This is a genomic window from Curtobacterium sp. MCBD17_034 (assembly GCF_003234515.1).
GTDB lineage: Bacteria > Actinomycetota > Actinomycetes > Actinomycetales > Microbacteriaceae > Curtobacterium.
On the sequence record NZ_QKTN01000003.1, the window covers coordinates 179,663 to 199,862 of the forward strand.

The following is a 20,200-nucleotide window of genomic DNA, read 5'->3' on the forward strand; positions in this document are numbered from 1 at the left end:
CGGGAGTCAGCGAGGCCCACCCGGGCGTCCGGGGGACGAACGGTGCGTGCTCCGGCCGCCCCCGGGTCGTCCGGAGCACCCAGAACGGGGGACAATCTCCCTGGTCCGCCCCTGGGAGTCCGAACGCTCGCAGGCGAGAACGCGCACGGTGGGTGACACGCCAGACCGGGATGACGCCTGTCCTCCCGGACCCGCGAACAGGGAAGGAACGTCATGAGCACATACCCACCGGAGAACGACATCCCGAACGACACCCCGATCTACGACCGGGCCGTGCCGACCGGGTCGCTCGCCGACGACGACCTCATCGACGACGAGCTCGTCGTCGATGACACGACGGACACCACCTACTCCGGCGTCCACGTCCCGTCCTACGGAACGGACAGCGCGAGCGACTCCGGCGGCTCCGGCAAGGCCGACGCCGCCAAGGGCGCAGCCCAGAACGTCGCCGGTGACGCCAAGCAGTCGGCCGCGCAGGTCGCGGGCGTCGCCAAGGAGCAGGCGTCCCGAGTCGCCTCGGAGGCCACGGACCACGCCAAGGAACTCCTCGGCCAGGCGACGTCGAGCCTCAAGGACCAGGCGGGCCAGCAGCAGCAGCGCGCCGCGGGCGGACTCCGCACGATCAGCGACCAGCTCTCGTCGATGGCCGAGAACGCCGACGACGGCATCGCGGGCAAGGTCGTCCGCGACCTCTCGAACCGCGCCGGCAGCGTCGCGGGCTACCTCGAAGGCCGTGACCCGGGCTCGCTGATCGACGAGGTCCGCTCCTTCGCGGCCCGTCGTCCGGGCACCTTCATCGCCATCGCCGCCGGAGCGGGCATCCTCGCCGGTCGCCTCACCAAGGCGCTGACGACGGAGATCAAGCACGAGAAGGAAGCCGAGGCCTTCGGTGGCGCCACCGGCGGCGACTCGTCCTCGTACGACGCCACGTCGACGAGCACCTACTCGACCGTCACCGACACGGACTACGGCACGACCGGCGCTGCGTACGGCACGACGGACCCGGTCGAGACCGAGTACGACCGCGGCACGGGTGCCGGGTACGGCACCGGAGGCGTGGCATGAGCCAGACCACCCCGGGTGGCGTCCCGGGCGGTGTGCCCGGCGCGGGCTACACCGCCGGCGCCACCGCTGCATCGCGGCCGAACGAAGCCGCCGAGGAGCGCGCCGCCACGACGCCGCTCGGTGAGCTGCTGACGGACGTCTCGAAGGACCTGTCGAACCTGTTCCGCCAGGAGGTCGCGCTCGCCAAGGCCGAGCTGACCGAGTCGGCGAAGAAGGCCGGCAAGGGCGCTGGGATGTTCGGTGGAGCCGGTCTGACCGCGCTCTTCGCCCTCCTCTTCATCTCCATCGCCGCGTGGTGGGCCCTCGGGTTCCTCGTGAACAACGCCTGGTCGGCGCTCATCATCGCGGTGATCTACGGCATCATCGCGGCGATCCTCGCGATGCAGGGCCGCAAGTCGATGAAGGAGATCCAGGGCGCCCCGCAGACGGTCGAGACCGCCAAGGAGATCCCCGACACCCTCAAGCCGCACACCAACGGGAGGAACGCATGAGCACCCCAGACGAGATCCGCGCCGAGATCGAGCGCACCCGTGGCAACCTCGGGTCGGACGTCGACGCACTCGCCGACAAGGTGAGCCCGTCGTCCATCGCCCACCGCCAGACCGAGAAGGTGCGCGAGCGCATCGGCTCCGTCCGCGACAGCGTGATGGGCACGGTCGACGCCGCCAAGAGCAAGGTCCAGTCCGGCACGAGCAGCGCCTCGGGCTCCGTCTCGGGCGCCTCCGACTCCGCCAAGGGCGCTGCCCGTTCGGCCGTCGGCAAGGCCAAGGGCAACCCGCTCGCCGTCGGCCTCATCGCCTTCGGTGCGGGCTGGCTCGCCTCGTCCCTGATCCCGGCCTCCTCGAAGGAAGAGGACCTCGTCGGCCAGCTGAAGGACCAGGCCGCACCGCTCGTGGACAAGGCCAAGGGCGTGGGGCAGGACATCGCCTCCGACCTCAAGGACACCGCGCAGGAGCACGTGCAGGACCTCAAGGGCACGGCGCAGGACGCCGCGTCGACGGTCAAGGACGAGGCGCAGTCCTCGGCCTCGGACGTCAAGGACAGCGCCCAGAGCGCCAAGGACGACGTGCAGAACGCGTAGTCGTCCCGACGCTCCACCCCCACGGACCGGCCCGGGTGCCGTGGTCAGACCGGATGGTCTCGACCACGGCCCCGGGCCGGTCCGTTCGTGTGTCCGGGACGGGCTCGACCTCGACGAGCCCCGCGGCGGCGAGTTCCCCGAGGAACGCCGCCACCTGCCCCGCCACCGTCTCCGGGTCGACGTCCGGGTACCACCGCGCCACCCGGGTGGCCACGTCCTCGACGGTCGTGCCCTCGTCCAGCTCGGACCAGACGACCGCAGCGCTGCCGGCGAGCACGTGCAGGTCGCACCGTGCGGGATCGGTGACCACCACCCGCTCGGCGTCGCCGACCGCCGCGACCCGCGCCCGTCGGCGGACCCAGCGACGGGGCGGCCCTGCCGTCCGTTCGTCGTCGTCCATGCGGACCTCCCTCCTCGGCTGCGCATGCTAGCGCCGACCTCCCGGTCAGCCGTGGGCGCGCTCCGGGGGGGTGAGTCCGCGCGCCGGACCCTCATCACGGCCGCTCCGGTGAGCGGACGACGGCACCCGCGCCGCGGGACGTGAACTGACGGGTGACCCGGTGCCGGGCCTCCCGGACGCCCATCGCGCACGCCCCTGATCGAGCCGCGTCGTGACCGTACGGTCACCGCGACCGACCCGATCGAGGAGGGGATCGTCGCGATGACCACACCGCCGTCCACATGCACACGGCCGTCGCCGTGGGAGCGTGCCGCGCCGCCCGAGCCGAGCGACGGGCGGACGCGTGTCGTCGTGGTGTGCGCGGCGAACCTCGCGCGCTCCCCACTCGTCGAGCGTCTGCTGCAGGCCGAGCTCGACGCCCGGGCCCCCGGGCGCTTCGCGGTCTCGAGCTGCGGGGTGCGGGTGCTCGAGCGCGGCGCGATGGTGCCGGGTGTCCGCCGGATGTTGCGCGACCGGGGGCTGGACGCGTCCGGCCATCGGGCGTCACCGCTCCAGGCGACCCGGCTCCGGGGTGCGACACTCGTGCTCACGGCCGAGGAGGCCCACTCCGTCGCCGTGCTCGAGCGCGTGCCGGCGCTGCTCAACCGGACGTTCACCGTGCTCGAGTTCGCGGCGATCGCGCGTCACCACCGCGCACGGGGGCTCGACCCGGCGGGGCTCCTCCAGCGAGCGGGCTCCCTGCGGGCCGCGGTGACGGCGGAGGGCGGCGATCGCGATCTCATCGACCCGGTCGGTCCGGACCCGGCGCGTCTCGGGGCGCTCGAGGCACAACTCGGTGACGCCGTCACGGTGATCGCGGACGCGCTGGCGGCGACCCGTGGCTGAGCGGCGGCGGGTCCTGCGACGGGTGTCGTTCGCGGTCGTGATCCTCGTCGTGCTGCCGCTCGTCGCGGCGGCCGCGGTCGTGCTGCTGGTGCAGACCGGGTACCGGTCCGACGTCCGGACCCTCGACACCGATCCGTTCCCGAGAGGGGAGCGTCCGGCGGCGTCCCGGGCCTCCGAGAACGTGCTGCTCATCGGCTCGGACACCCGCGGACGCCTCGGCGACATCGCGGGCGGCGGTCCGACCGGGCACCGCTCGGACACGCTCATGCTCGTCCACCTCCCGGCCGACGGCGACGACGTCCAGGTCATGTCGATCATGCGCGACCTCTGGGTGCCGATCCCCGGGCACGGCGAGGGCAAGGTGAACGCCGCGTTCTCCCTCGGCGGGGTCCCGCTGACGATCCGCACCGTGGAGGCGCTCCTCGACGTCCGCATCGACCACGTCGCGGTCGTCGACTTCGCCGGGTTCGCGGCCATGTCGTCGACGCTCGGCGGGGTCGACGTCGTGTCACCGAAGGCCTTCACGAGCCGGAACATGCCGGGCTACCGGTTCACGGCCGGCGTCAACCACGTGGCCGGGCAGCGCGCGCTCGCCTTCGTGCGCGAACGGTACGCGTTCCCCGACGCGGACCACCAGCGCGTCCGGAACCAACAGTCGTTCCTCCGCGGTGTCCTCGACCGCCTGGCCGGCAGGGACGGCCTGCACGACCTCGGCCGGGTGCGGGCGTTCCTGGGTGCGACGGGACGGTCCGTGACGGTGGACCGCGGCCTCACGTTCACCCGCGCGGTGCGCATCGGCTGGCGACTCCGATCGGTCCGACCGGACGACGTGGCCTTCTTCACGCTGCCGACGCTCGGCAGCGGGACGAGCGCGGACGGTCAGTCGATCGTGCTGCAGGACCGGACCGCGGTCGCCGAGATCGGCAGCGCCCTGCGGCACGACACCCTCGGCGACTGGGTCGACCACCACCACACCGAGGAGCGGTGACGTGGCGCACACGATCGCGACGGCCGCGGTCGGCGGACACCGGGAGGCGCGGCCCGGCACCGCGACACCGCTCCCGACCCGGACGATGGCCGCCACCGAGGCCGTGAGTCTGCTCGCCGCGACCCTCGGATCGCAGTTCCTCCGGTTCGGGTTCGACGGGAACGGCGTGCAGATCGGGTTCGTCGGGCTCGACTACACCGAGTTCTCGGTGCTCCTGTCGGGGCTGTGGTTCGTCCTCCTCCTCGTCGTCCGGGCCGGGCGGTCCCCCGAGGACCGCTTCGTGTCGTCACCCGGCGCGTTCCGCGACCTCACCCGCACCACGGTCGTCGTCGTGCTCGTGCTCGCCGTGTCCTCCGCGATCACGCAGACGGAGATCTCGCGGGGGTACCTGCTCGTGGCCGTCCCGCTCGGCCTCGTCGCGCTCGTCGCCGACCGGGTGGCCTGGCGCGCGTGGGTCCGTCGTGTGCGCGAGCGCGGCCGGATGTGCCGCTCGACACTCGTCATCGGTCCGTCCGACTCGGTGGTGGCCGTCCGTGACCTGGTCGACCGCGACCCGGGTGCCGGGCTCCGCGTCGTCCGGACGTTGGTCACTGACGGCCCCGTCGGGGCGAGTGCGCGCCGCGCCGGACCCGAGGCGCTGCACGCGCGCGTCGAGCAGCTCGTCGACGAGCTCGGCCCGGACGCGGTGCTCGTCGTCGGCGGGCAAGGTGACGAGTTCGCGCGCGAGCTCTCCTGGGCCCTCGAGGCCGACGGTGTCCAGCTGCTCGTGGCGCCGCAGGTCGGACCGGTCGCGACGCAGCGCCTCCAGACGGTCACGCTCGCCGGGCACGCCCTGATCGCCGTCGAACCGCCTCCGCGGTCCGGCCTCCCGCACGTGGCGAAGCGGGCGTTCGACGTCGTGGCGAGTGCCCTGGGGCTGGTCCTCGCTGCGCCCTTCATCGTGCTCGTCGCCCTCGCGGTACGACTCGACAGTCCGGGGCCCGCGTTCTTCACGCAGCAGCGCGTCGGCCAGGGCGGACGGCCGTTCACGATCGTCAAGTTCCGGACGATGGTGCCGGGCGCGGACCGACTGCAGGGCGACCTCCGCGCCGAGAACGAACACGGCTCCGGACCGCTGTTCAAGATGCGGGACGACCCGCGCGTGACCCGGCTCGGCCGCCTCCTCCGGCGCTGGTCGGTGGACGAGGTCCCACAGCTCGTCAACGTCCTGCTCGGTCACATGAGCCTCGTGGGGCCGCGGCCACCCCTGCCGTCCGAGGTGGCGACGTACGGGGACCGGGCACGGCGGCGCCTCCTGACGAAGCCGGGGCTGACGGGCCCGTGGCAGGTCGGGGGTCGCTCGGACCTCCCGTGGGAGGACGGCCTCCACCTCGACCTCCTGTACGTCGAGAACTGGTCCCTCATGGGCGACCTGGTCGTCCTGGCCCGGACGGTCGGTGCCGTCCTCCGCGCACGGGGAGCCTACTGATGGCGTCGGGACGCACACCGCTCCTCCGGGTCGCGCCCGACGCCGTCCTGCTCGCCGACGAGCCGCTGTTCCGGGGGGACGTGCGCGACCTCCTCGACGAGGTCGACCGGCGGCGGGGTACCGGTCGGACGCTCGTGACGACACCGAACGTCGACCAGGTGCTCGTGCTGCGGAACGACGAGGCGGCGCGCCGTGCGCACGCGCGGGCGGACCTGCGGACGGTCGACGGCCTCCCGATCGTCGCGTTGGCGCGACTGCTCGGCGACCACACCGTGTGCCGGGTCACCGGGGCGGACCTCCTCGTCGCGTGCAGCGCGGCCTCCGCCGAGCGGGGGTGGCGGATCGTCGTCACCGGTGGAGCACCGGGCACGGCCGTCCGCGCGGCGGAGCGGCTCCGGACGCAGCACCCCGGCGCGGACGTCCAGGACGTGCCGTTCCCGGACCTCGCGGGCGGCGAGGACGGCGGCACGGTCGTCGAGCGGCTCCGGGCGATCCGCCCCGACGTCGTCTTCCTCTGCCTCGGGTCGCCGAAGCAGGAGGCGTGGTTCCTGCGGTGGGAGGACGCACTGCCGGACGCGGTCTACGTCGGCGCCGGCGCGGCGGTCGACTTCGCCGCAGGCGCCCGGCGCCGTGCACCCCTGCTCGTCCAGCGCCTCGGTCTGGAGTGGTCGTGGCGGCTGCTGCAGGAACCGCGCCGCCTCGCTCACCGCTACCTGGTCCGGGGCCCGGCGTTCCTGCTCGTGGTCGCGCGGTCGCTCCTGGCCGCACGCGGGCGTCGACCGGACCGGGCATGAGCGCTCGGCCCACGGACGCCGTGCCCGACGTGACCGTCGTCGCCGCGCTGTTCCGGCCCGGTCGGTTGCTCGACGGGTTCCTGGGCCGGGCCGCGGCCCTCCTCACCGCGGGCGTCGAGCTCGTCCTGGTCGACGACGGGTCCGGCGACGGCACCGCCGAGCGCCTCCGTCGGTGGGCGGTCGACCGCCCCGACGTGCAGGTGCTCGAGAACGCGACGAACTCCGGGGTGGCCGCGAGCCGCAACCGCGCGGTCCGGCTCGCCCGCGGTACGTGGGTGTGGTTCGTCGACCACGACGACCGGTGGGAGCCCGGAGCACCGACGCGGCTCCTCGACGCGGCGACCGACGACGTCGACCTCGTCGTGTGTCGGGCCGACTTCCGCACCGACCCGCTCCGCCCCGGCCGGATCGTCGACGGTGTCCCCGTGCCGCGCGTCGCGACCGGTCCCGAGGCGCTCGTCATGCTGCTCGAGGGCACCATCGACGGCTTCCTGTGGTCGAAGCTCGTCCGCCGCTCGGTCCTCGGGGACGCCCCCTTCCCGCACCTGCCGTCGCAGAGCGACGTCGCGGGTCTCGCCCCGGTGCTCGCCGCCGCGCGACGGGTCCGGTTCGTCCCGGACGTGCTCTACCACTGGGTCCACCGTCCCGGCTCGGTCTCGCGGTCCAGGACGCCCGCGCTCGACGCCCTGGAGGCCGCCCACGCCGCCGTCGTCGCGGCCACGGACTCCGTGGCGCCGGTCGACGCACCGGCGCTCGCCGACCCGGCACGCCGCGAGGAGCTCCTGACCTGGTTCACGTGCTGGTTCCGGTGCCGCGCGCTCGTCGTCACGCCGGGGCGCCAGCACGCGCCCTGGTCGGTCCGGCGCGCCGGGGTGCGTCGCGCCCGACGAGCCCTGCACGGTCGTCGGCTCGGTGGCGTCCGTCTGCGGTCGACCTCGGTGTGGCTCCTCATGTGGACGGTCCGCGTCGCACCGCTCCTGGTGGTCGGCGTGCTGCCCCTGCTCTTCGCGGTGCACGACGCCCGGGTGGCCGGACGGTCCCGCGGGTGAGGCCCCGTCCAAGGCGGGTGAGGCCGTGGGGGATCCCACCGCCCGGCGATCGCCGAGAACGTGCGTGCGCCCGGGCGGGCCACCCACGCCGGGACGGAGACTGCCCTGATCCCGCCCCGACCACGACCCGGAGGACCACGCATGGCTCCCGACGCACGTCCCGACGAGCGGACCTCCCGGACCCTGGCCGACTACGTGCGCATGTTCCGGACGTACTGGTTCGGCGCGGTGCTCATCGTCCTGGCCTGCGTCGCCGCGGCCGGTGCGTGGACGCTCACGCAACCGCGGGTGTACACGTCCGAGGCCTCCGGTTTCGTGCGGGTCGCGGGCAACGGCGACGCGAACCTCGACTACGCCGCCGACCAGTTGTCGAAGTCCCAGGCCGAGACGTACGTCGAGCTCGGTGGTTCGCTGGCGGTCGCGAAACGGGTGGTCCGGGCGACCGGCACCAGCGCATCACCGCAGGAGCTGCTCGGCCGCGTGCAGACCCGCCTGCCGGAGGGCACGGCGATCATCGACGTCACCGCGAGCGGCGCGACCCCGCGCGAGTCGGCCGACCTCGCCGACGCGTGGATCGCGGGCATGGGGCGGCAGATCGCCGCGATCCAGTCGTCGGGGGAGGCACTCGCCTCGGCCACGACGAAGCTCGTCCCGTTGGCCTCCGCCACCGTCCCGACGTCGCCGACGTCGCCGGACGTGCGCGCGGCGGTGACGCTCGGGGTGCTCGTCGGCCTGCTCCTGGCGTCGGTGTACGTCCTCGTGCGGCAGGCCCTCGACCGGCGCATCCGCTCGGCCGCCGCGATCGAGGCCGCGTTCGGTGTCCCCGTGCTCGGGACCATCCCGCTCAACCCCGCCCTGACCGACCACCGGCAACTCGTCGACGCCCTGCCGAACCGCACGCCCGAGGAGCGACGGGTCAACTTCGCGACGTCCGAGGCCCTCCGCGAACTGCGCACGAACCTGTCCTACGTCCACGTCGACGAGCGCCCGAAGGTCCTCGTCGTCACGAGTCCGCTCCCGGGCGACGGCAAGTCGACGATCGCGGCGAACCTCGCCCGGTCCCTCGCCGTGACGTCCACCGGGCGGGTCGTGCTCATCGACTGCGATCTCCGGCGACCCGTGCTGTCGGCGGTCTTCGGCGTGGCCCGGGGCGCGGGCCTCACCGACGTGCTGTCCGGACGCGCGGACCTCGCCGACGTCATGCAGCAGACCGACGACGTCGGCAACCTGTGGATCGTCGGGTCCGGCCGCGTTCCACCGAACCCGAGCGAGCTGCTCGGGTCGCGGATGTTCCGGGACATCCTCGCCTCGCTCGGGGAACACGCGACGGTGGTCCTCGACGCGCCGCCGATCCTCGCCGTCACCGACGCCGTCGTGCTCGCGGCCGGTGCGGACGGCCTCGTGGTGACGGTCTCGGCGCAGGGCACCACGATCGACCAGCTCGGACGGGCGCTGCAGCTCGTGGCCCGGGGTGGGGGGACCGTGCTGGGTGCGGTGCTCAACCGGGTCCCGACGCGCGGGCAGGACGCGCGCGACTACGGCTACTACGGCGGCGCGTACTACGCGGGGGACGACGACGGGTCGGAGTCCGCTCCCGGCACGGACGGCGGCGCGGAACACGGCACGGACGGCGACGCGGAAGCGCGCGCAGCCCGCGGGGCCCGCGCCTCCGGCGGGTCCCGGCTCACGCCCTCCCTGCCCGACCGGGACGTCTCGGTCCCACACTCGCCCGTGGTGTCCCCGTACGATCCGTCCCTCGAGCTCCCCTCGCGGCGGAGCCGGCGGCGGGCGGCCGCGGTCGGTGGGACCGACGACACCCGGCCGTGAGGGCCGCAGCACGGCTGGACGCACGTGCCACCGTCGAGCTGGCGCACGCCGTCGTGGCGGACGCCGCGGCCGTCGCCGGTGTCCCGTTCCTGGTCCTCAAGGGTCTCGGCGCTCAGCACCACGGCCTCCAGGACCGACACCGGGTCCCGGCGGACGTCGACGTCCTCGTGCCACCGCGCGGCGTTCCGGTGATGACCGCCGAGCTCGAGCGCCGTGGGTGGCGCCGACGGCCCGCGGACGCGGACGACGTGACGTTCAGCCGCCACTCCGTCACCCTGTTCCGCAGCGGGTGGAGCTGCGACCTGGACGTGCACGACCGGTTCCCGGGCTTCGGGACGGACACCGACGCGGTGTTCGCCCGGCTCTGGAGGACCCGGTGCACGCTCGTCGTCGCCGGGGCGTCCGTCCCGGTCCCGGACCTGCCCGAGGCGGTCCTCGTGCAGGCGCTGCACTGCCTCCGGAGCATCACCGTCCCCCGTCACGCGGAGGAGTACGCGCACCTCGTCGAGCGGACGGCCGGCGACGGGAACCCGGCCCTGCTCGCGCCGACCGTCCTCGACGCGGCCCGCGCGCTCGGCGCGGTGCCCGCGGCGCGGCCGTTCCTCGCCGACGCGTTCGGCATCGAGCTCGACGACTGGGGTGTGCCCGACCTGCGGTGGCGCCTGCTGACGGCCGCGTCGTCACCCCACGCGCGGCGGCTGCTCGCGGTCGTCGAGGCGCCGTGGCGCGAGCGACTCCGCGTGGTCCGGGTCGCCCTGCTCCCACCACGGGAGACGCTGGAGAAACGGGGACTCGGAGGGCTCGACCGCTTCGGCCTGCTCGCGGCCTACGCCCGCCGACTGTGGCGTGGCGTGCGGTTCCTGCCGTCCGCGGCCCGGGAGGCCCGACGCGCGCGGGACCGCGGCTGACGGTCCGGCGCCGGCCTGCTCGGGCACCGTCTCCAGGCCGCCTCCGCCCGGCCCGTCGGCACGGTCGAGGCGGGGCAACGCGAACGTGAACGTCAGGAGGATCCCGGCCTGCAACCACACGAGGAGGTCGAACGAGAACCCCATCCCGAACCAGAGCAGGACGAGGGCCCGGCCCTGCGCGTCCGCCCGGACGGCCACGACGACGACCACGGCGAGGAACACGGCCAGGCCGGCGACGCCGGTGGTGCCGAGCAGGTACACCGGGAGGTCGTCCACCACCTGCAGCCCGTACGTCGTCTCGATGAGGTGGTCGGCGAACAGCCGGGTCTCGCTGCCGAACCCGGTGCCCCAGAGCGACTCGGCCAGGGGACGGGCGAGCAACCGGGGGACCGCGGCGATCGAGGTCGAGCGGTGGATCCAGGAGCCGGAGGACAGGAGCTCGGTCGTGACCGTGGAGATCCCGAAGTCGAGCACGGCCACGATGCCCCCGACGATCGCCGTGAGGACCACGTTCCTGGCCCACCGGCCGATCCCGCGCCGGTGGACCGCGTGCAGGAGGACCCCGAGGACGGCGCAGAGGACCGCGCTGCGGGTACCGGAGAGGAACACGCCGACCGCGGCGACGAGGAGCGCGACGCTCCGGACGGCGCCGGACATGCCGATGCGGTTGCTCCACGCCACCACGACCGCGATCGCCTCGAACGTCCCGAACACGATCGGCTGCCCCATCGACCCCTGGCCGCGTTCCCACACGTCGCCCGTCAGGGGGTTCGGGCGGGAGACCCCACCACGCTGACCCCAGATGGGCGTGGCACCCGTGACCAGGTCGACGGCGGTCCACGCGACCTCGACGGCGGCGATGACGAGCACGGCGATGAGGACGATGCGGAGGCCGCGGGCGTCGAGGTGCGCCGTGACGAGGGCGACCACCACGGCGGTGCCGAAGTACACCGTGAGACGCGAGGTCGAGTACGACCCCGCGAGGAGGGCGCCGACGCCGATCCACACCCAGAGGGCGGTCGGGACGAGGAAGCGCGGCGCGGTCAGGTCCGACACCGCCCCGACCCGGGCGACGGCGACGAGCAGGACGACCGCGCAGAGCGCGAAGGCCGGCACCCAGACGGTGCGCGGCGCACTGTTGTTGCCGACCACGGCCGTGACCGCGAGCGTGAGCACGAGTGCCCAGGCGCGCACGGTGGCCGCCGGCACGAGCACGAGGAACGCGACGACGACCAGGAGCCCGGCGGACGCGGCCAGGGCGAGGACGGTGACGGGTGGCACACCGTTTCCTATCGCCCCGGGAGCGCCGCACTCGCGCCCTCCCGAGGGCGAGCGGCCGTCCAGGAGGCCCGGATCACCGCCGCGGTCACCCTCCCGCCGCCGACATGGTCCGGGCCCTCACCGGCACGTCGCGGGTGGCACCGAGGCGGCGCACCGGGTGACGCGGCGCGCCGCCGGGTGAGTCCGCCCCGGGGACGGGTGACCGCGGAGGCGAACCGGGACCGGCGGAGTCCCGGGCGGCCGTGGCCGTGCCCCTCGGGCCGGGCGCGGGGACCGATCATCGGCGGGGTGCGACCGGCAGCGGGGTCGCCCGGGACGAGGGACGGGGACGCGGTGACGGATCGACCAGGGAAGCGACGCGACGTCCAGGGACTCCGGGCGGTCGCGGTGCTCGCCGTCGTGGCGGACCACACGCTCCACGCACCGCGCGGCGGCTTCGTCGGGGTCGACGTCTTCTTCGTGATCAGCGGGTTCCTCATCACCGGGTTGCTCCTGCGTGAGCACGGGCGGACCGGGACGATCTCGATCGTCGGCTTCACCCGACACCGCATCCGGCGCATCCTGCCGGCGGCGGTCCTCGTGCTCGCCGTGACCGCCGCCGCGACGGCCCTGGTCCTCGGTCCGGCACGGTGGGACGCGGTGCGGTGGGACGCACTCGCGGCGGCCGTCCTCGTCGCGAACTGGCACTTCGCCGCCACGGGGACCGACTACTTCCAGGCAGACGGGCCGACCTCGCCGCTCCAGCACTTCTGGTCCCTGTCGGTCGAGGAGCAGTTCTACCTCGTGTGGCCGTGGGTGCTCCTCGGCGTGCTGACCCTCGCCGCGCGTCGGCGACCGGGCGTCCGCACCGGTCGGACCGCGGTGCCGGCGGCCGTGGCGGTCGCGGTGCTCGGCGCCGCGTCGGTCGCCTGGTCGGCGTACGAGACGGCAGCGTCCCCCACGGTCGCCTACTTCTCGACGCCCTCCCGGGCGTGGGAGCTGCTCCTCGGGGCGGGTCTCGCGGTCGTCGCGCCCGCACTCGAGCACCTGCCGACGGCCGTCCGGCACGTCCTGGCGTGGGCCGGACTCGCCGCGATCGCGATCGCGCTCGCCCTCACCGACGCGGACCGGGGATTCCCGATGCCCGGCGCCGTCCTGCCCGTGCTCGGTGCCGTCGCGGTCCTCGCCGCCGGGATCGGGCGGGACCGTCGGCGGTGGGCACCGCTCACCGATCGGGTGTCCGGGTCCCTCGGCGACCTGTCGTACTCGATCTACCTCTGGCACTTCCCCGTCGTCGTCGTGTTCGGGCCGTACCTGCTGTTCGTGCTCGGCGAGGACCGGCCGGACGTCCGGTGGGTCGCGGGCGTGCTCGCGCTCACCGCGGTGATGTCGGTGCTCGGGTACCACCTGGTCGAGCGGCCGGTGCTCCGGAGCGCGTGGCTCGCCGACCGGGCGGCGTCCCGGCGACGGCGGCGGCCCTCCCGGCTCGTCTGGTCGGCGACGGCGATCGCGATCACCGGTGCCGTGGTGCTCAGCGCCGTGACCCTGAACGGCGCCCAGGGTGCGGTCGACGTCCGCACGGATGGTGCGGGCACGGCTGCGGCCGACGGCGGATCGTCCGGCACCGCGTCCGGCGGGTCGTCCGGTGCGCAGGCCGCGCTCAGCCGCGCGATCACCGCCGCACTGCGGGCCCGGTCCTGGCCGGCCGACCTGACGCCCTCGGTGGCCCGTGCCGCCGACGAGACCCTGCCCGGCAACACGGCGCGCTGCGGCTCGGCCGCTTGGCTCCCGGCCGCCGACTGCACGTTCGGCGACCCCGCTGCGCCGCACCACGCCGTGCTCGTGGGGGACTCCATCGCCCAGGCCTACGTCCCGGCGCTCGCCGCGATCCTCGGGACGGGGGACTGGTCGCTCCGGATCACGTCGATGTACGCCTGCCCGTTCATCGACCGCGAGGTCGGCAACGTCGCGAAGCAGACCGCAATCTGCGCCGACCGACGGGCGAAGGAGGTCCAGGTCGTCCGGGACACCGAGCCGGACCTCGTCGTCGTCGCGAACACGGTCGTCCGCGGAGCCGACCGCAGCACGGGCTCGACGACGAGCGCGGCCGCCTGGAACGAGGCGTTCCGCGCGGAGTTGGAGCAGATCCTCCCCGCTGCGGACCACGTCGTCGTGCTCGCCCCGCCGCCGCCCGACAAGGACATCGAGGACTGCTACAGCAACTTCGCCGGCCCGAGCGCCTGCGTGAGCTCGGTGTCGGCATCCTCCTGGTTGTCCATGGCCTCGGACCAGATCGTCCTGATGAAGGCGCTGCACGGGTCGTTCGTCGACACGCGCCCGTGGTTCTGCGACGACGACGGCGCATGCCCGGCGTTCGTCGGGAACCTGCTCGTCAAGAAGGACCAGGCGCACCCCACCGCGGCGTACGTCGAACACCTCACACCCGTCATCCGCGCTGCGCTCGAGCACGCGGGCGTCCTCGAGACCCCCGCGTCGTCGTCGCCCTCACCGTCGGCCACGACCGCCGGAGCGTCCACGCCTGCCCCGGGTGACGACACGCGGGATGCGGAGCCCGGGAACGCGACGCCCGGGGTGAACGCCAGGGACCCGCGGGCGACCGACGTCCGGTCCGGCCGCGGTGGCGCACTCCGTCGGTCGTACCGTCCCGCCATGACCACCACCGGCACGGCTCCCCACCGGCTGCTTCCGCGCGGCGCCGACCCCGGCGCCGACCTCAGCGCCGACCCCGGCGCACACCACGGCCCGGACGCGCACCGGCGGCTCCGCGTGCTCCACGTCCTCGACGCCTTCACCGCGGGCGGCGCGCAGCGCGTCGCCCTCGACCTGGCCGCCTGGACGGGACGGCGCGGCGTCGAGAGCGCCTTCGTCGGCCGTCCGGGGCCCCTGGTCGACCGCGTTCCGCCGAGCGCCGACGTCCACGTCGTGACGGGCGCCGGCCCGCTCGCCGAACTGCTCGGCATCCGCCGCGCGGTGGCGTCCGTCCGACCGGACGTCGTGCACGCGCACCAACGCCGGGGCGCGCTCCTCGCGCGGATCGCGGTGGCCGGCACCGGCGCGCACGTGGTCGAGCACGCGCACACCTGCCTGCCTCGCGCACGGATGCGGCACCTCTCGTTCCGGAGCGAACGGGTCTTCGCCGTCAGCGAGCAGGTCCGCCGGATGGTGCTCGACCTCGGCACGCCGGCGGACCGCGTCACGTTCGTCGGCAACGTGCCCTCCGCGCTGGTGGACGCGCCGGTGCGTCCCTGGGACGTCCACGCCCCGCTCCGGGTCCTCGGCGTCGGTCGCCTCACCGAGCAGAAGGACCCCCGCCGCTTCGTCCGGGTGGTCGCGGCCCTGGCCCGGCACCGTCCGGTCCGGGCGACGTGGCTCGGCACCGGTCCGCTCCGCGACGACGTGGTGTGGCTGGCGCAGGTGCTCGGCGCGCCGGTCGCGTTCCCCGGTGCCGTCGACGACGTCACGGCGGCCCTGGACGCATCCGACGTGCTCCTCATGACCTCGGCTTGGGAGGGCCTGCCGCTCGTCGTGCTCGAGGCCTTCGCCCGCCGTCGGCCCGTGGTCGCGACCGCCGCGGTCGGGTCCCCCGGGGTCCTCGACGACGGCCGCGCGGTCGTGGTGCCCGACGACGCCGATGACGAGACCGTCGCCCACCGGGTGCTCGCCGCGATCGACGACCCAGCCGAGATCCACCGCACCCTCGCGGCGGCGGCCCGACATCTCGACACCGCCGCCCGACCCGAGCAGGTGTTCGGCCCCGTGCTGTCCGCGTACCGCGCGCTCGCCGGGGCGGGAGACCGGCGGTGACCGGGCCCACCCTCGGGGCGCTCAGCGTCGCGACCGTCGACGAGCCGATCGTCCTCGACGTCCTCGGCGCCCGGGTGGCGCTCCGCCTGCACGGACTCGACGAGGACGGCCGCGACCGCGTCCTCGCGGACTGGTCCTGGTGCCGGACCCCGCACCGCGCGTCGGCGACGTCGACGACGGTGCACGCCGTGCTCGCGGCACCGGCGCCCGCCCCCGGTGCCGCCGCGGTCCCGGACGGCATCTCCGGGGCCCCGGACGGGCCCGGATCGATCGTCGTCCGGGCCGCGGACGTGGACACGCTCCGTGACCGGCTGGCGCGGGCGCTCACCCTGCACGCGATCGACGCCCGTGCCGCGGACCTCCTGCTGCTGCACGCCGCCGCGGTGTGTGATCCCGTGACCGGCGCGACGGTGGCGCTCGTCGGACGCTCCGGCAGCGGCAAGACGACGGCCGCGCAGGTACTCGGGCGCACCTTCGCGTACGTCACGGACGAGACGCTCGGCGTGCAGGACGACGGGACGGTGGTGCCGTACCCCAAGCCGTTGTCGGTGGTGCGGGCCGGATCGCCGAAGGCGCAGGTCGGGCCGGACGTCGCCGGTCTCGTCCGGTCGGCGGGACCGGCGCCCTGGCTCGCCGCCGTGCTGCTGCTCGATCGCGATCCGTCCCTGCCGTCGGCGCTGCTCGAACCCGTGCGCGTCACCGAGGTCGTCGAGCCGCTCTTCGGGCAGATCAGCTACCTGTCCCGCCGCGGACGTCCGCTGGCGCGGCTCCGGCGCCTCGTCGACGCGACCGGCGGCCTGCGGGTGCTCCGGTACGCGGAGGCCCGGGACCTCGCGCCGGTCGTCGGTGGCGTCCTCGCCGGCGTGTCGGGGCGTCCGGCGGCCACGCTCGGGGCGGTCCGTGCGGTCACCGAGGCGTCGTCGTCCGGACTCGCCGATCCCGGGGCGTCCGTCCGCCGCGCCGCCGTCACGGACTGGGTCGGCGACGGGGACGACGTGCTCGTCCTGCACGCGGACCGACTCCACGTCCTGCAGGCCGTCGGTGCCGCGGTGTGGACCGCGCTCGCCCGGCCCCGGTCCCTGGACGCGCTGGTGCGGCACGCGGTCGAACGGTTCGGCACCCCCGAGGGCGCGGACCCGTCGCTCCTCGTCGCCCGGGTCGTCGAGGAACTCCGGGCGTCCGGGCTCGTGGAGACCGGTCCGGCTACGCCCCGTGCTCCACGAGCACCCGCGGCAGCTCCGTGACGAGTTCGCTCGCCAGGTAGCCCATCGGACCGACCTGCACGGCGAGTCGGTCCCCGGCCGCCGCGTGCACGTGGGTCGCCCAGACGGCCGCCTGGACGGGGGTGGCCCCGCGTGCCGCGAGCCCCGCGATCGCGCCGGACAGCACGTCCCCGCTCCCGCTCGTGCCGAGACCTCCGGTGCCGGTCCCCATGGCCCAGGTCGTGCCTCCCGGTTCGGCGACGACGCTCTGGCAGGAGACGACGGCGCCGAACCGGTCGGCGATCTCGGCGAGGTCGGAGGCCAGGTCGTCCTTGTCGACGTCGCGGCCGAGGAGGCGCCCGGCCTCCGATGTGTTCGGGGTCATGACGAGCCGCCCCCGGAGCGGCGCGAGGTCCTCGGCGACCGACGGGGCGACCCCGAGCGCGAACGCGTCGAGCACGACCACCGTGTCGTCACCGACCAGGCCCGGGAGGCGCCGCACGAGTTCCCGGGTCCCGTCCGGCTCGTCGAGTCCCGGCCCGAGCAGCACGGCGTCCGCGGCGGACAGGTCGTCGCCCGCACCGTCGAGCGCGTCGCCGCGCACGTGGCCGTCGTCGTCCTCGACGAGCGGGACCACCCCGGACTCCGGGATGGCGACGGCGACGTGGGGCGCGACCGACTCCGCGATGGCGAGGGTGAGTCTCCCGGCCCCGACGCGGAGCGCGGCGAGCGCGGAGAGCATGGCGGCGCCGGGCGTGCGCGCGGCCCCGCCGACGACGACCACCTGGCCGCGGCCGTACTTCGACCCGCCCGGCTCGGGTAGCGGCCACTCGCGCAGGACGTTCGGGGTGACGACCTTCGATGAACGGTCAGCGGCCGGCATGGGCGTCCTCGCTTCCGCGGTTGGGGATCGAGCCCTCGTGCTCGGTGACGGGCGTGTCCAGGTCGTCGAGGTGACCGACCGCCGAGAACTCCTCGAGCCGCCAGGGGGCGCCGACGCGGTCTCGGGTCAGGCGCGTGAGCGACGCGTTCGCGACGGTGTGGGTCCGGGCGAAGTCGAGGAGGGCGGCCTCGTCCATCCCCGTGCAGATCGCGACCGTGAGCATGACGACCGCGTCGTGGGCGGCCAGGACGAGGCGCTGCACGTCGTGCTGCGCGTCGACGTCGTGCAGGACGGAGCGGAGTCGGAGCATCACGTCCACCCAGGACTCGCCGCCCGCGGGCCGGTGGTAGTACTTGCCGAGCCAGCGTCGCCGCTCCGCCTCGTCCGGGAACAGATGGCGCACGCCGGTGCTCGTGAGCAGGTCGAGCACGCCGAGCTCGCGGTCGCGGAGTCGTTCGTCCACCTGCAGGACCGCGGGCACCTCGGCGGTGTCGAGGGCGATCCGGATCGTCTCCTGCGCGCGGTGGTACGACGACACCCAGACGGCGAACGGAACGCTGTCGACCTGCCGGTCGGTCAGCCCCGCCCCGAGCGCCCGTGCCTGCCGCTCGCCGAGCGGGCTGAGCGGCACGTCGGCGTCCCGGTGGTCCACGACGATGCGGTCCTGCCCGGCCCGCTCGGCCTCCGCCGCCGCGACGTTCGCCGTCGACTCGCCGTGGCGTACCAACCAGAGCTCCGTGACGTCCATGCGTCCCACCGTAGGCCGCGACGTCCGCCGGGGTTCCCGGCGCCCGGACAACCCGCCGGACGGGTGGCAGCATCGGCCGGGAGGCGCGGCACCGGTCCGTCGTCCCCCTCACCACCGGAAGCGGGTGTGCATGACAGACACCCCCGCTCCCGTCGCACCCGTGACCCGCCCGGTGGTCCTCGAGGACGTCGACGACGGACTCCTCGCCGAACGTGCGGGCGACGGGGACGTCCGCGCGTTCGAGGTCCTGGTCCGTCGGCACGGTCCACTCCTCCGGGCGGTCGCGTTCCGCGCGCTCGGCCGGACGGACGAGGTGGACGACGTCGTGCAGGACGCCTTCGTGGCCGCCTGGCGGCAGCTGCCCACGATGACGGACCCGTCCGCGATCCGTGCGTGGTTGCTCCGGGTCGTGGCGCGCCGCGCGGCGGACCGGCACCGGGCCTCCCGACCGCACGGCGAGCTCGACGACGACGTCGCGGCCGAGGAGCACGCGACCCCCCACCGGATCGTCGAGGCGCGGTCGGCGACCGAGGCGATGGCCGCGGTGCTCGTTGACCTGCCGGAACGGCAGCAGCGGTGCTGGCTCCTCAAGGAGGTCGTGGGCGAGTCGTACGAGGAGATCGCGGAGGACCTGGGCGTCCCGGTGTCGACCGTCCGAGGGCTACTCTCGCGGGCACGGAGGACCATGATGAGCCGGATGGAGGCGTGGCGATGACCGATGCAGCGTCGCCCGACGACCCCGCCGTCCTGGCGCTCGCGCCGGACCAGCTCGACGGCCACAGCGTCGACGAGCTCGTCGACTACCTCGACCGCGGCATGGAGCCGCCGGATCCGGCCATCGACGACTCGCCTGCGTGCCAGAACGCGCTCGCGGCGATCGCGCGGCTCCGCGCGGTGTCGACCGCGCTCCTCGAGGAGGAGGGACGGGTCGCGTCCGACCGGGACGACTCGTGGGTCGGGAACGTGATCGCGGCCATCACGACGGAGGCCCAGGCCGGCCGTGACGTGCCGCTCGCGCCCACGGCACCCACCGAACACGCTGCGCTCACCGAGGGTGCGATCCGTGCGCTCGTCCGTCGCGCGGGCGACGGCGTGGACGGACTGGTCGTCGGGCGGTGCTCCCTCGTGGGCGACGTCACCGAACTCGACGCCCCGGTGTCGATCAGCATCACCGCGTCGCTCGTCTGGGGGCGATCGGTCCCCACGGCCGTGACGGACCTGCGCCGGGCGGTCGCCCGGGAACTCGCCGCGCACACCGAACTGCGGGTGGCCGGGATCGACGTCGTCGTGCGCGACGTCCACGTCCCTCGGGACGGCCAGGAGGCGGACCGATGACCGGCAGCGGGCGACCGGACCTCGAAGCCGAACTCGCGACCCTGGTGGGTGCGGTGCCCGGCGTCGAGCAGGTCTACCGTCGCGGCGTCGTCCGTGCGGCGGCGGCCGGTGCACGTCGACTGGTGGGCGCGGGGGCCACGGACGCACTGGTCGAGGTCAGCCGCGACGGAGTGACCATGACGATCGCCGTCGACGGGATCCGGCCGACCGTCGAGGTCGTCCACGCGGTCCACGACGCGGTCATGGAGCATCTGACGCAGGTCGGCCTCGCGGTTCCCGTGATCGTCGTGCGGGTCGGCCGGATCGGGTGAACGGACGACCCACAGGGCGGGTCAGCGGCGGCGTCGGGACGCCGCAGCGCGGCGCTGCTTCGCCTTCGCCAGCGCGCGCTGGACCTGGGGGTCGCGCCGCGCGTGGCGGACGATCCCGACGATGACCGGCAGGTACCGGAGCAATGCGAACACGGGGGCCTCGTTCCTCGG

At 74.7% G+C, this 20,200-nt stretch carries 19 protein-coding genes and 1 pseudogene; 15 read left to right on the forward strand and 5 right to left on the reverse strand.

What is annotated here, in order from left to right; all coding sequences use genetic code 11:
• Nucleotides 1-213 precede the first annotated feature (213 nt).
• From DEI92_RS07605 to DEI92_RS07615, 3 genes are read left to right on the forward strand one after another with little or no spacing between them, the layout of a single operon-like run.
• A complete protein-coding gene (locus DEI92_RS07605; protein ID WP_111010679.1) occupies nt 214-1,065 on the forward strand; it encodes a hypothetical protein in 852 nt (283 codons plus the stop codon).
• Nucleotides 1,062-1,556 carry a phage holin family protein gene (locus tag DEI92_RS07610; protein WP_111010680.1) on the forward strand — a complete coding sequence of 165 codons (495 nt, stop codon included), beginning with the start codon at nt 1,062-1,064 and terminating at the stop codon, nt 1,554-1,556. Before DEI92_RS07605 ends, DEI92_RS07610 begins: the two co-directional genes overlap by 4 nt.
• Nucleotides 1,553-2,146: a DUF3618 domain-containing protein gene (locus tag DEI92_RS07615; protein WP_111013033.1), complete on the forward strand. Its 594-nt coding sequence runs from the start codon at nt 1,553-1,555 to the stop codon at nt 2,144-2,146. Before DEI92_RS07610 ends, DEI92_RS07615 begins: the two co-directional genes overlap by 4 nt.
• On the opposite strand, the gene DEI92_RS07620 is transcribed toward DEI92_RS07615, so the two are convergent.
• Nucleotides 2,100-2,546 carry a PqqD family protein gene (locus DEI92_RS07620; RefSeq protein ID WP_111013034.1) on the reverse strand — a complete coding sequence of 149 codons (447 nt, stop codon included), beginning with the start codon at nt 2,544-2,546 and terminating at the stop codon, nt 2,100-2,102. The two genes, DEI92_RS07615 and DEI92_RS07620, sit on opposite strands and share 47 nt — an antisense overlap.
• Nucleotides 2,547-2,807: 261 nt before the next feature.
• Here DEI92_RS07620 and DEI92_RS07625 point away from each other — a divergent pair, with 261 nt between their 5' ends.
• The 7 genes and pseudogenes from DEI92_RS07625 to DEI92_RS17015 form a co-directional block, all read left to right on the forward strand.
• Nucleotides 2,808-3,431, forward strand: a complete 624-nt coding sequence (locus DEI92_RS07625) for a protein-tyrosine-phosphatase (RefSeq protein ID WP_111013035.1) — start codon at nt 2,808-2,810, stop codon at nt 3,429-3,431.
• Entirely contained in the window at nt 3,424-4,419 is a 996-nt protein-coding gene (locus tag DEI92_RS07630; RefSeq protein WP_111013036.1) for an LCP family protein, read from the forward strand. The genes DEI92_RS07625 and DEI92_RS07630 overlap by 8 nt, the downstream gene beginning before the upstream one ends.
• A gap of 1 nt (nt 4,420) precedes the next feature.
• Entirely contained in the window at nt 4,421-5,887 is a 1,467-nt protein-coding gene (locus DEI92_RS07635; protein WP_111013037.1) for a sugar transferase, read from the forward strand.
• Nucleotides 5,887-6,681 (forward strand): WecB/TagA/CpsF family glycosyltransferase, encoded by a 795-nt coding sequence (locus DEI92_RS07640; protein ID WP_111013038.1) that lies wholly within the window; start codon nt 5,887-5,889, stop codon nt 6,679-6,681. The genes DEI92_RS07635 and DEI92_RS07640 overlap by 1 nt, the downstream gene beginning before the upstream one ends.
• Nucleotides 6,678-7,730 (forward strand): glycosyltransferase, encoded by a 1,053-nt coding sequence (locus DEI92_RS07645; protein ID WP_111013039.1) that lies wholly within the window; start codon nt 6,678-6,680, stop codon nt 7,728-7,730. Before DEI92_RS07640 ends, DEI92_RS07645 begins: the two co-directional genes overlap by 4 nt.
• A 582-nt stretch (nt 7,731-8,312) precedes the next feature.
• Nucleotides 8,313-9,557: a polysaccharide biosynthesis tyrosine autokinase gene (locus DEI92_RS07650; RefSeq protein ID WP_375342537.1), complete on the forward strand. Its 1,245-nt coding sequence runs from the start codon at nt 8,313-8,315 to the stop codon at nt 9,555-9,557.
• A pseudogene (locus tag DEI92_RS17015) lies at nt 9,551-10,078 on the forward strand (nucleotidyltransferase family protein); the annotation flags it as partial. The gene DEI92_RS07650 and the pseudogene DEI92_RS17015, both read left to right, overlap by 7 nt.
• Before the next feature lie 159 nt (nt 10,079-10,237).
• Here DEI92_RS17015 and DEI92_RS17020 read toward each other — a convergent pair.
• Nucleotides 10,238-11,746, reverse strand: coding sequence for a hypothetical protein (locus tag DEI92_RS17020; protein ID WP_375342534.1), 1,509 nt, complete (start codon nt 11,744-11,746; stop codon nt 10,238-10,240).
• A gap of 333 nt (nt 11,747-12,079) precedes the next feature.
• On the opposite strand from DEI92_RS17020, the gene DEI92_RS07660 reads away from it, so the two are divergent.
• Both DEI92_RS07660 and DEI92_RS07665 read left to right on the forward strand, forming a co-directional pair.
• Nucleotides 12,080-15,550, forward strand: a complete 3,471-nt coding sequence (locus DEI92_RS07660; RefSeq protein WP_181434751.1) for an acyltransferase family protein — start codon at nt 12,080-12,082, stop codon at nt 15,548-15,550.
• A complete protein-coding gene (locus DEI92_RS07665) occupies nt 15,547-16,794 on the forward strand; it encodes a PqqD family protein (RefSeq protein ID WP_111013043.1) in 1,248 nt (415 codons plus the stop codon). Before DEI92_RS07660 ends, DEI92_RS07665 begins: the two co-directional genes overlap by 4 nt.
• Here the strand turns inward: DEI92_RS07665 and DEI92_RS07670 are convergent.
• Both DEI92_RS07670 and DEI92_RS07675 read right to left on the reverse strand, forming a co-directional pair.
• Nucleotides 16,754-17,635, reverse strand: coding sequence for an NAD(P)H-hydrate dehydratase (locus DEI92_RS07670; RefSeq protein WP_111013044.1), 882 nt, complete (start codon nt 17,633-17,635; stop codon nt 16,754-16,756). The two genes, DEI92_RS07665 and DEI92_RS07670, sit on opposite strands and share 41 nt — an antisense overlap.
• On the reverse strand, nt 17,622-18,383 hold the full coding sequence (locus DEI92_RS07675; protein WP_111013045.1) for a histidine phosphatase family protein: 762 nt from the start codon (nt 18,381-18,383) through the stop codon (nt 17,622-17,624). Before DEI92_RS07675 ends, DEI92_RS07670 begins: the two co-directional genes overlap by 14 nt.
• Before the next feature lie 130 nt (nt 18,384-18,513).
• Here DEI92_RS07675 and DEI92_RS07680 point away from each other — a divergent pair, with 130 nt between their 5' ends.
• From DEI92_RS07680 to DEI92_RS07690, 3 genes are read left to right on the forward strand one after another with little or no spacing between them, the layout of a single operon-like run.
• Complete coding sequence (locus DEI92_RS07680) at nt 18,514-19,098, forward strand: RNA polymerase sigma factor (RefSeq protein WP_111013046.1); 585 nt, start codon at nt 18,514-18,516, stop codon at nt 19,096-19,098.
• On the forward strand, nt 19,095-19,718 hold the full coding sequence (locus tag DEI92_RS07685; RefSeq protein ID WP_146249130.1) for a hypothetical protein: 624 nt from the start codon (nt 19,095-19,097) through the stop codon (nt 19,716-19,718). Before DEI92_RS07680 ends, DEI92_RS07685 begins: the two co-directional genes overlap by 4 nt.
• The gene (locus DEI92_RS07690; protein WP_111013048.1) at nt 19,715-20,029 is read left to right on the forward strand and encodes a hypothetical protein; all 315 of its coding nucleotides are present in this window, start codon (nt 19,715-19,717) and stop codon (nt 20,027-20,029) included. Before DEI92_RS07685 ends, DEI92_RS07690 begins: the two co-directional genes overlap by 4 nt.
• Before the next feature lie 21 nt (nt 20,030-20,050).
• On the opposite strand, the gene DEI92_RS16850 is transcribed toward DEI92_RS07690, so the two are convergent.
• Entirely contained in the window at nt 20,051-20,182 is a 132-nt protein-coding gene (locus tag DEI92_RS16850; protein WP_258370121.1) for a hypothetical protein, read from the reverse strand.
• Nucleotides 20,183-20,200 lie beyond the last annotated feature (18 nt).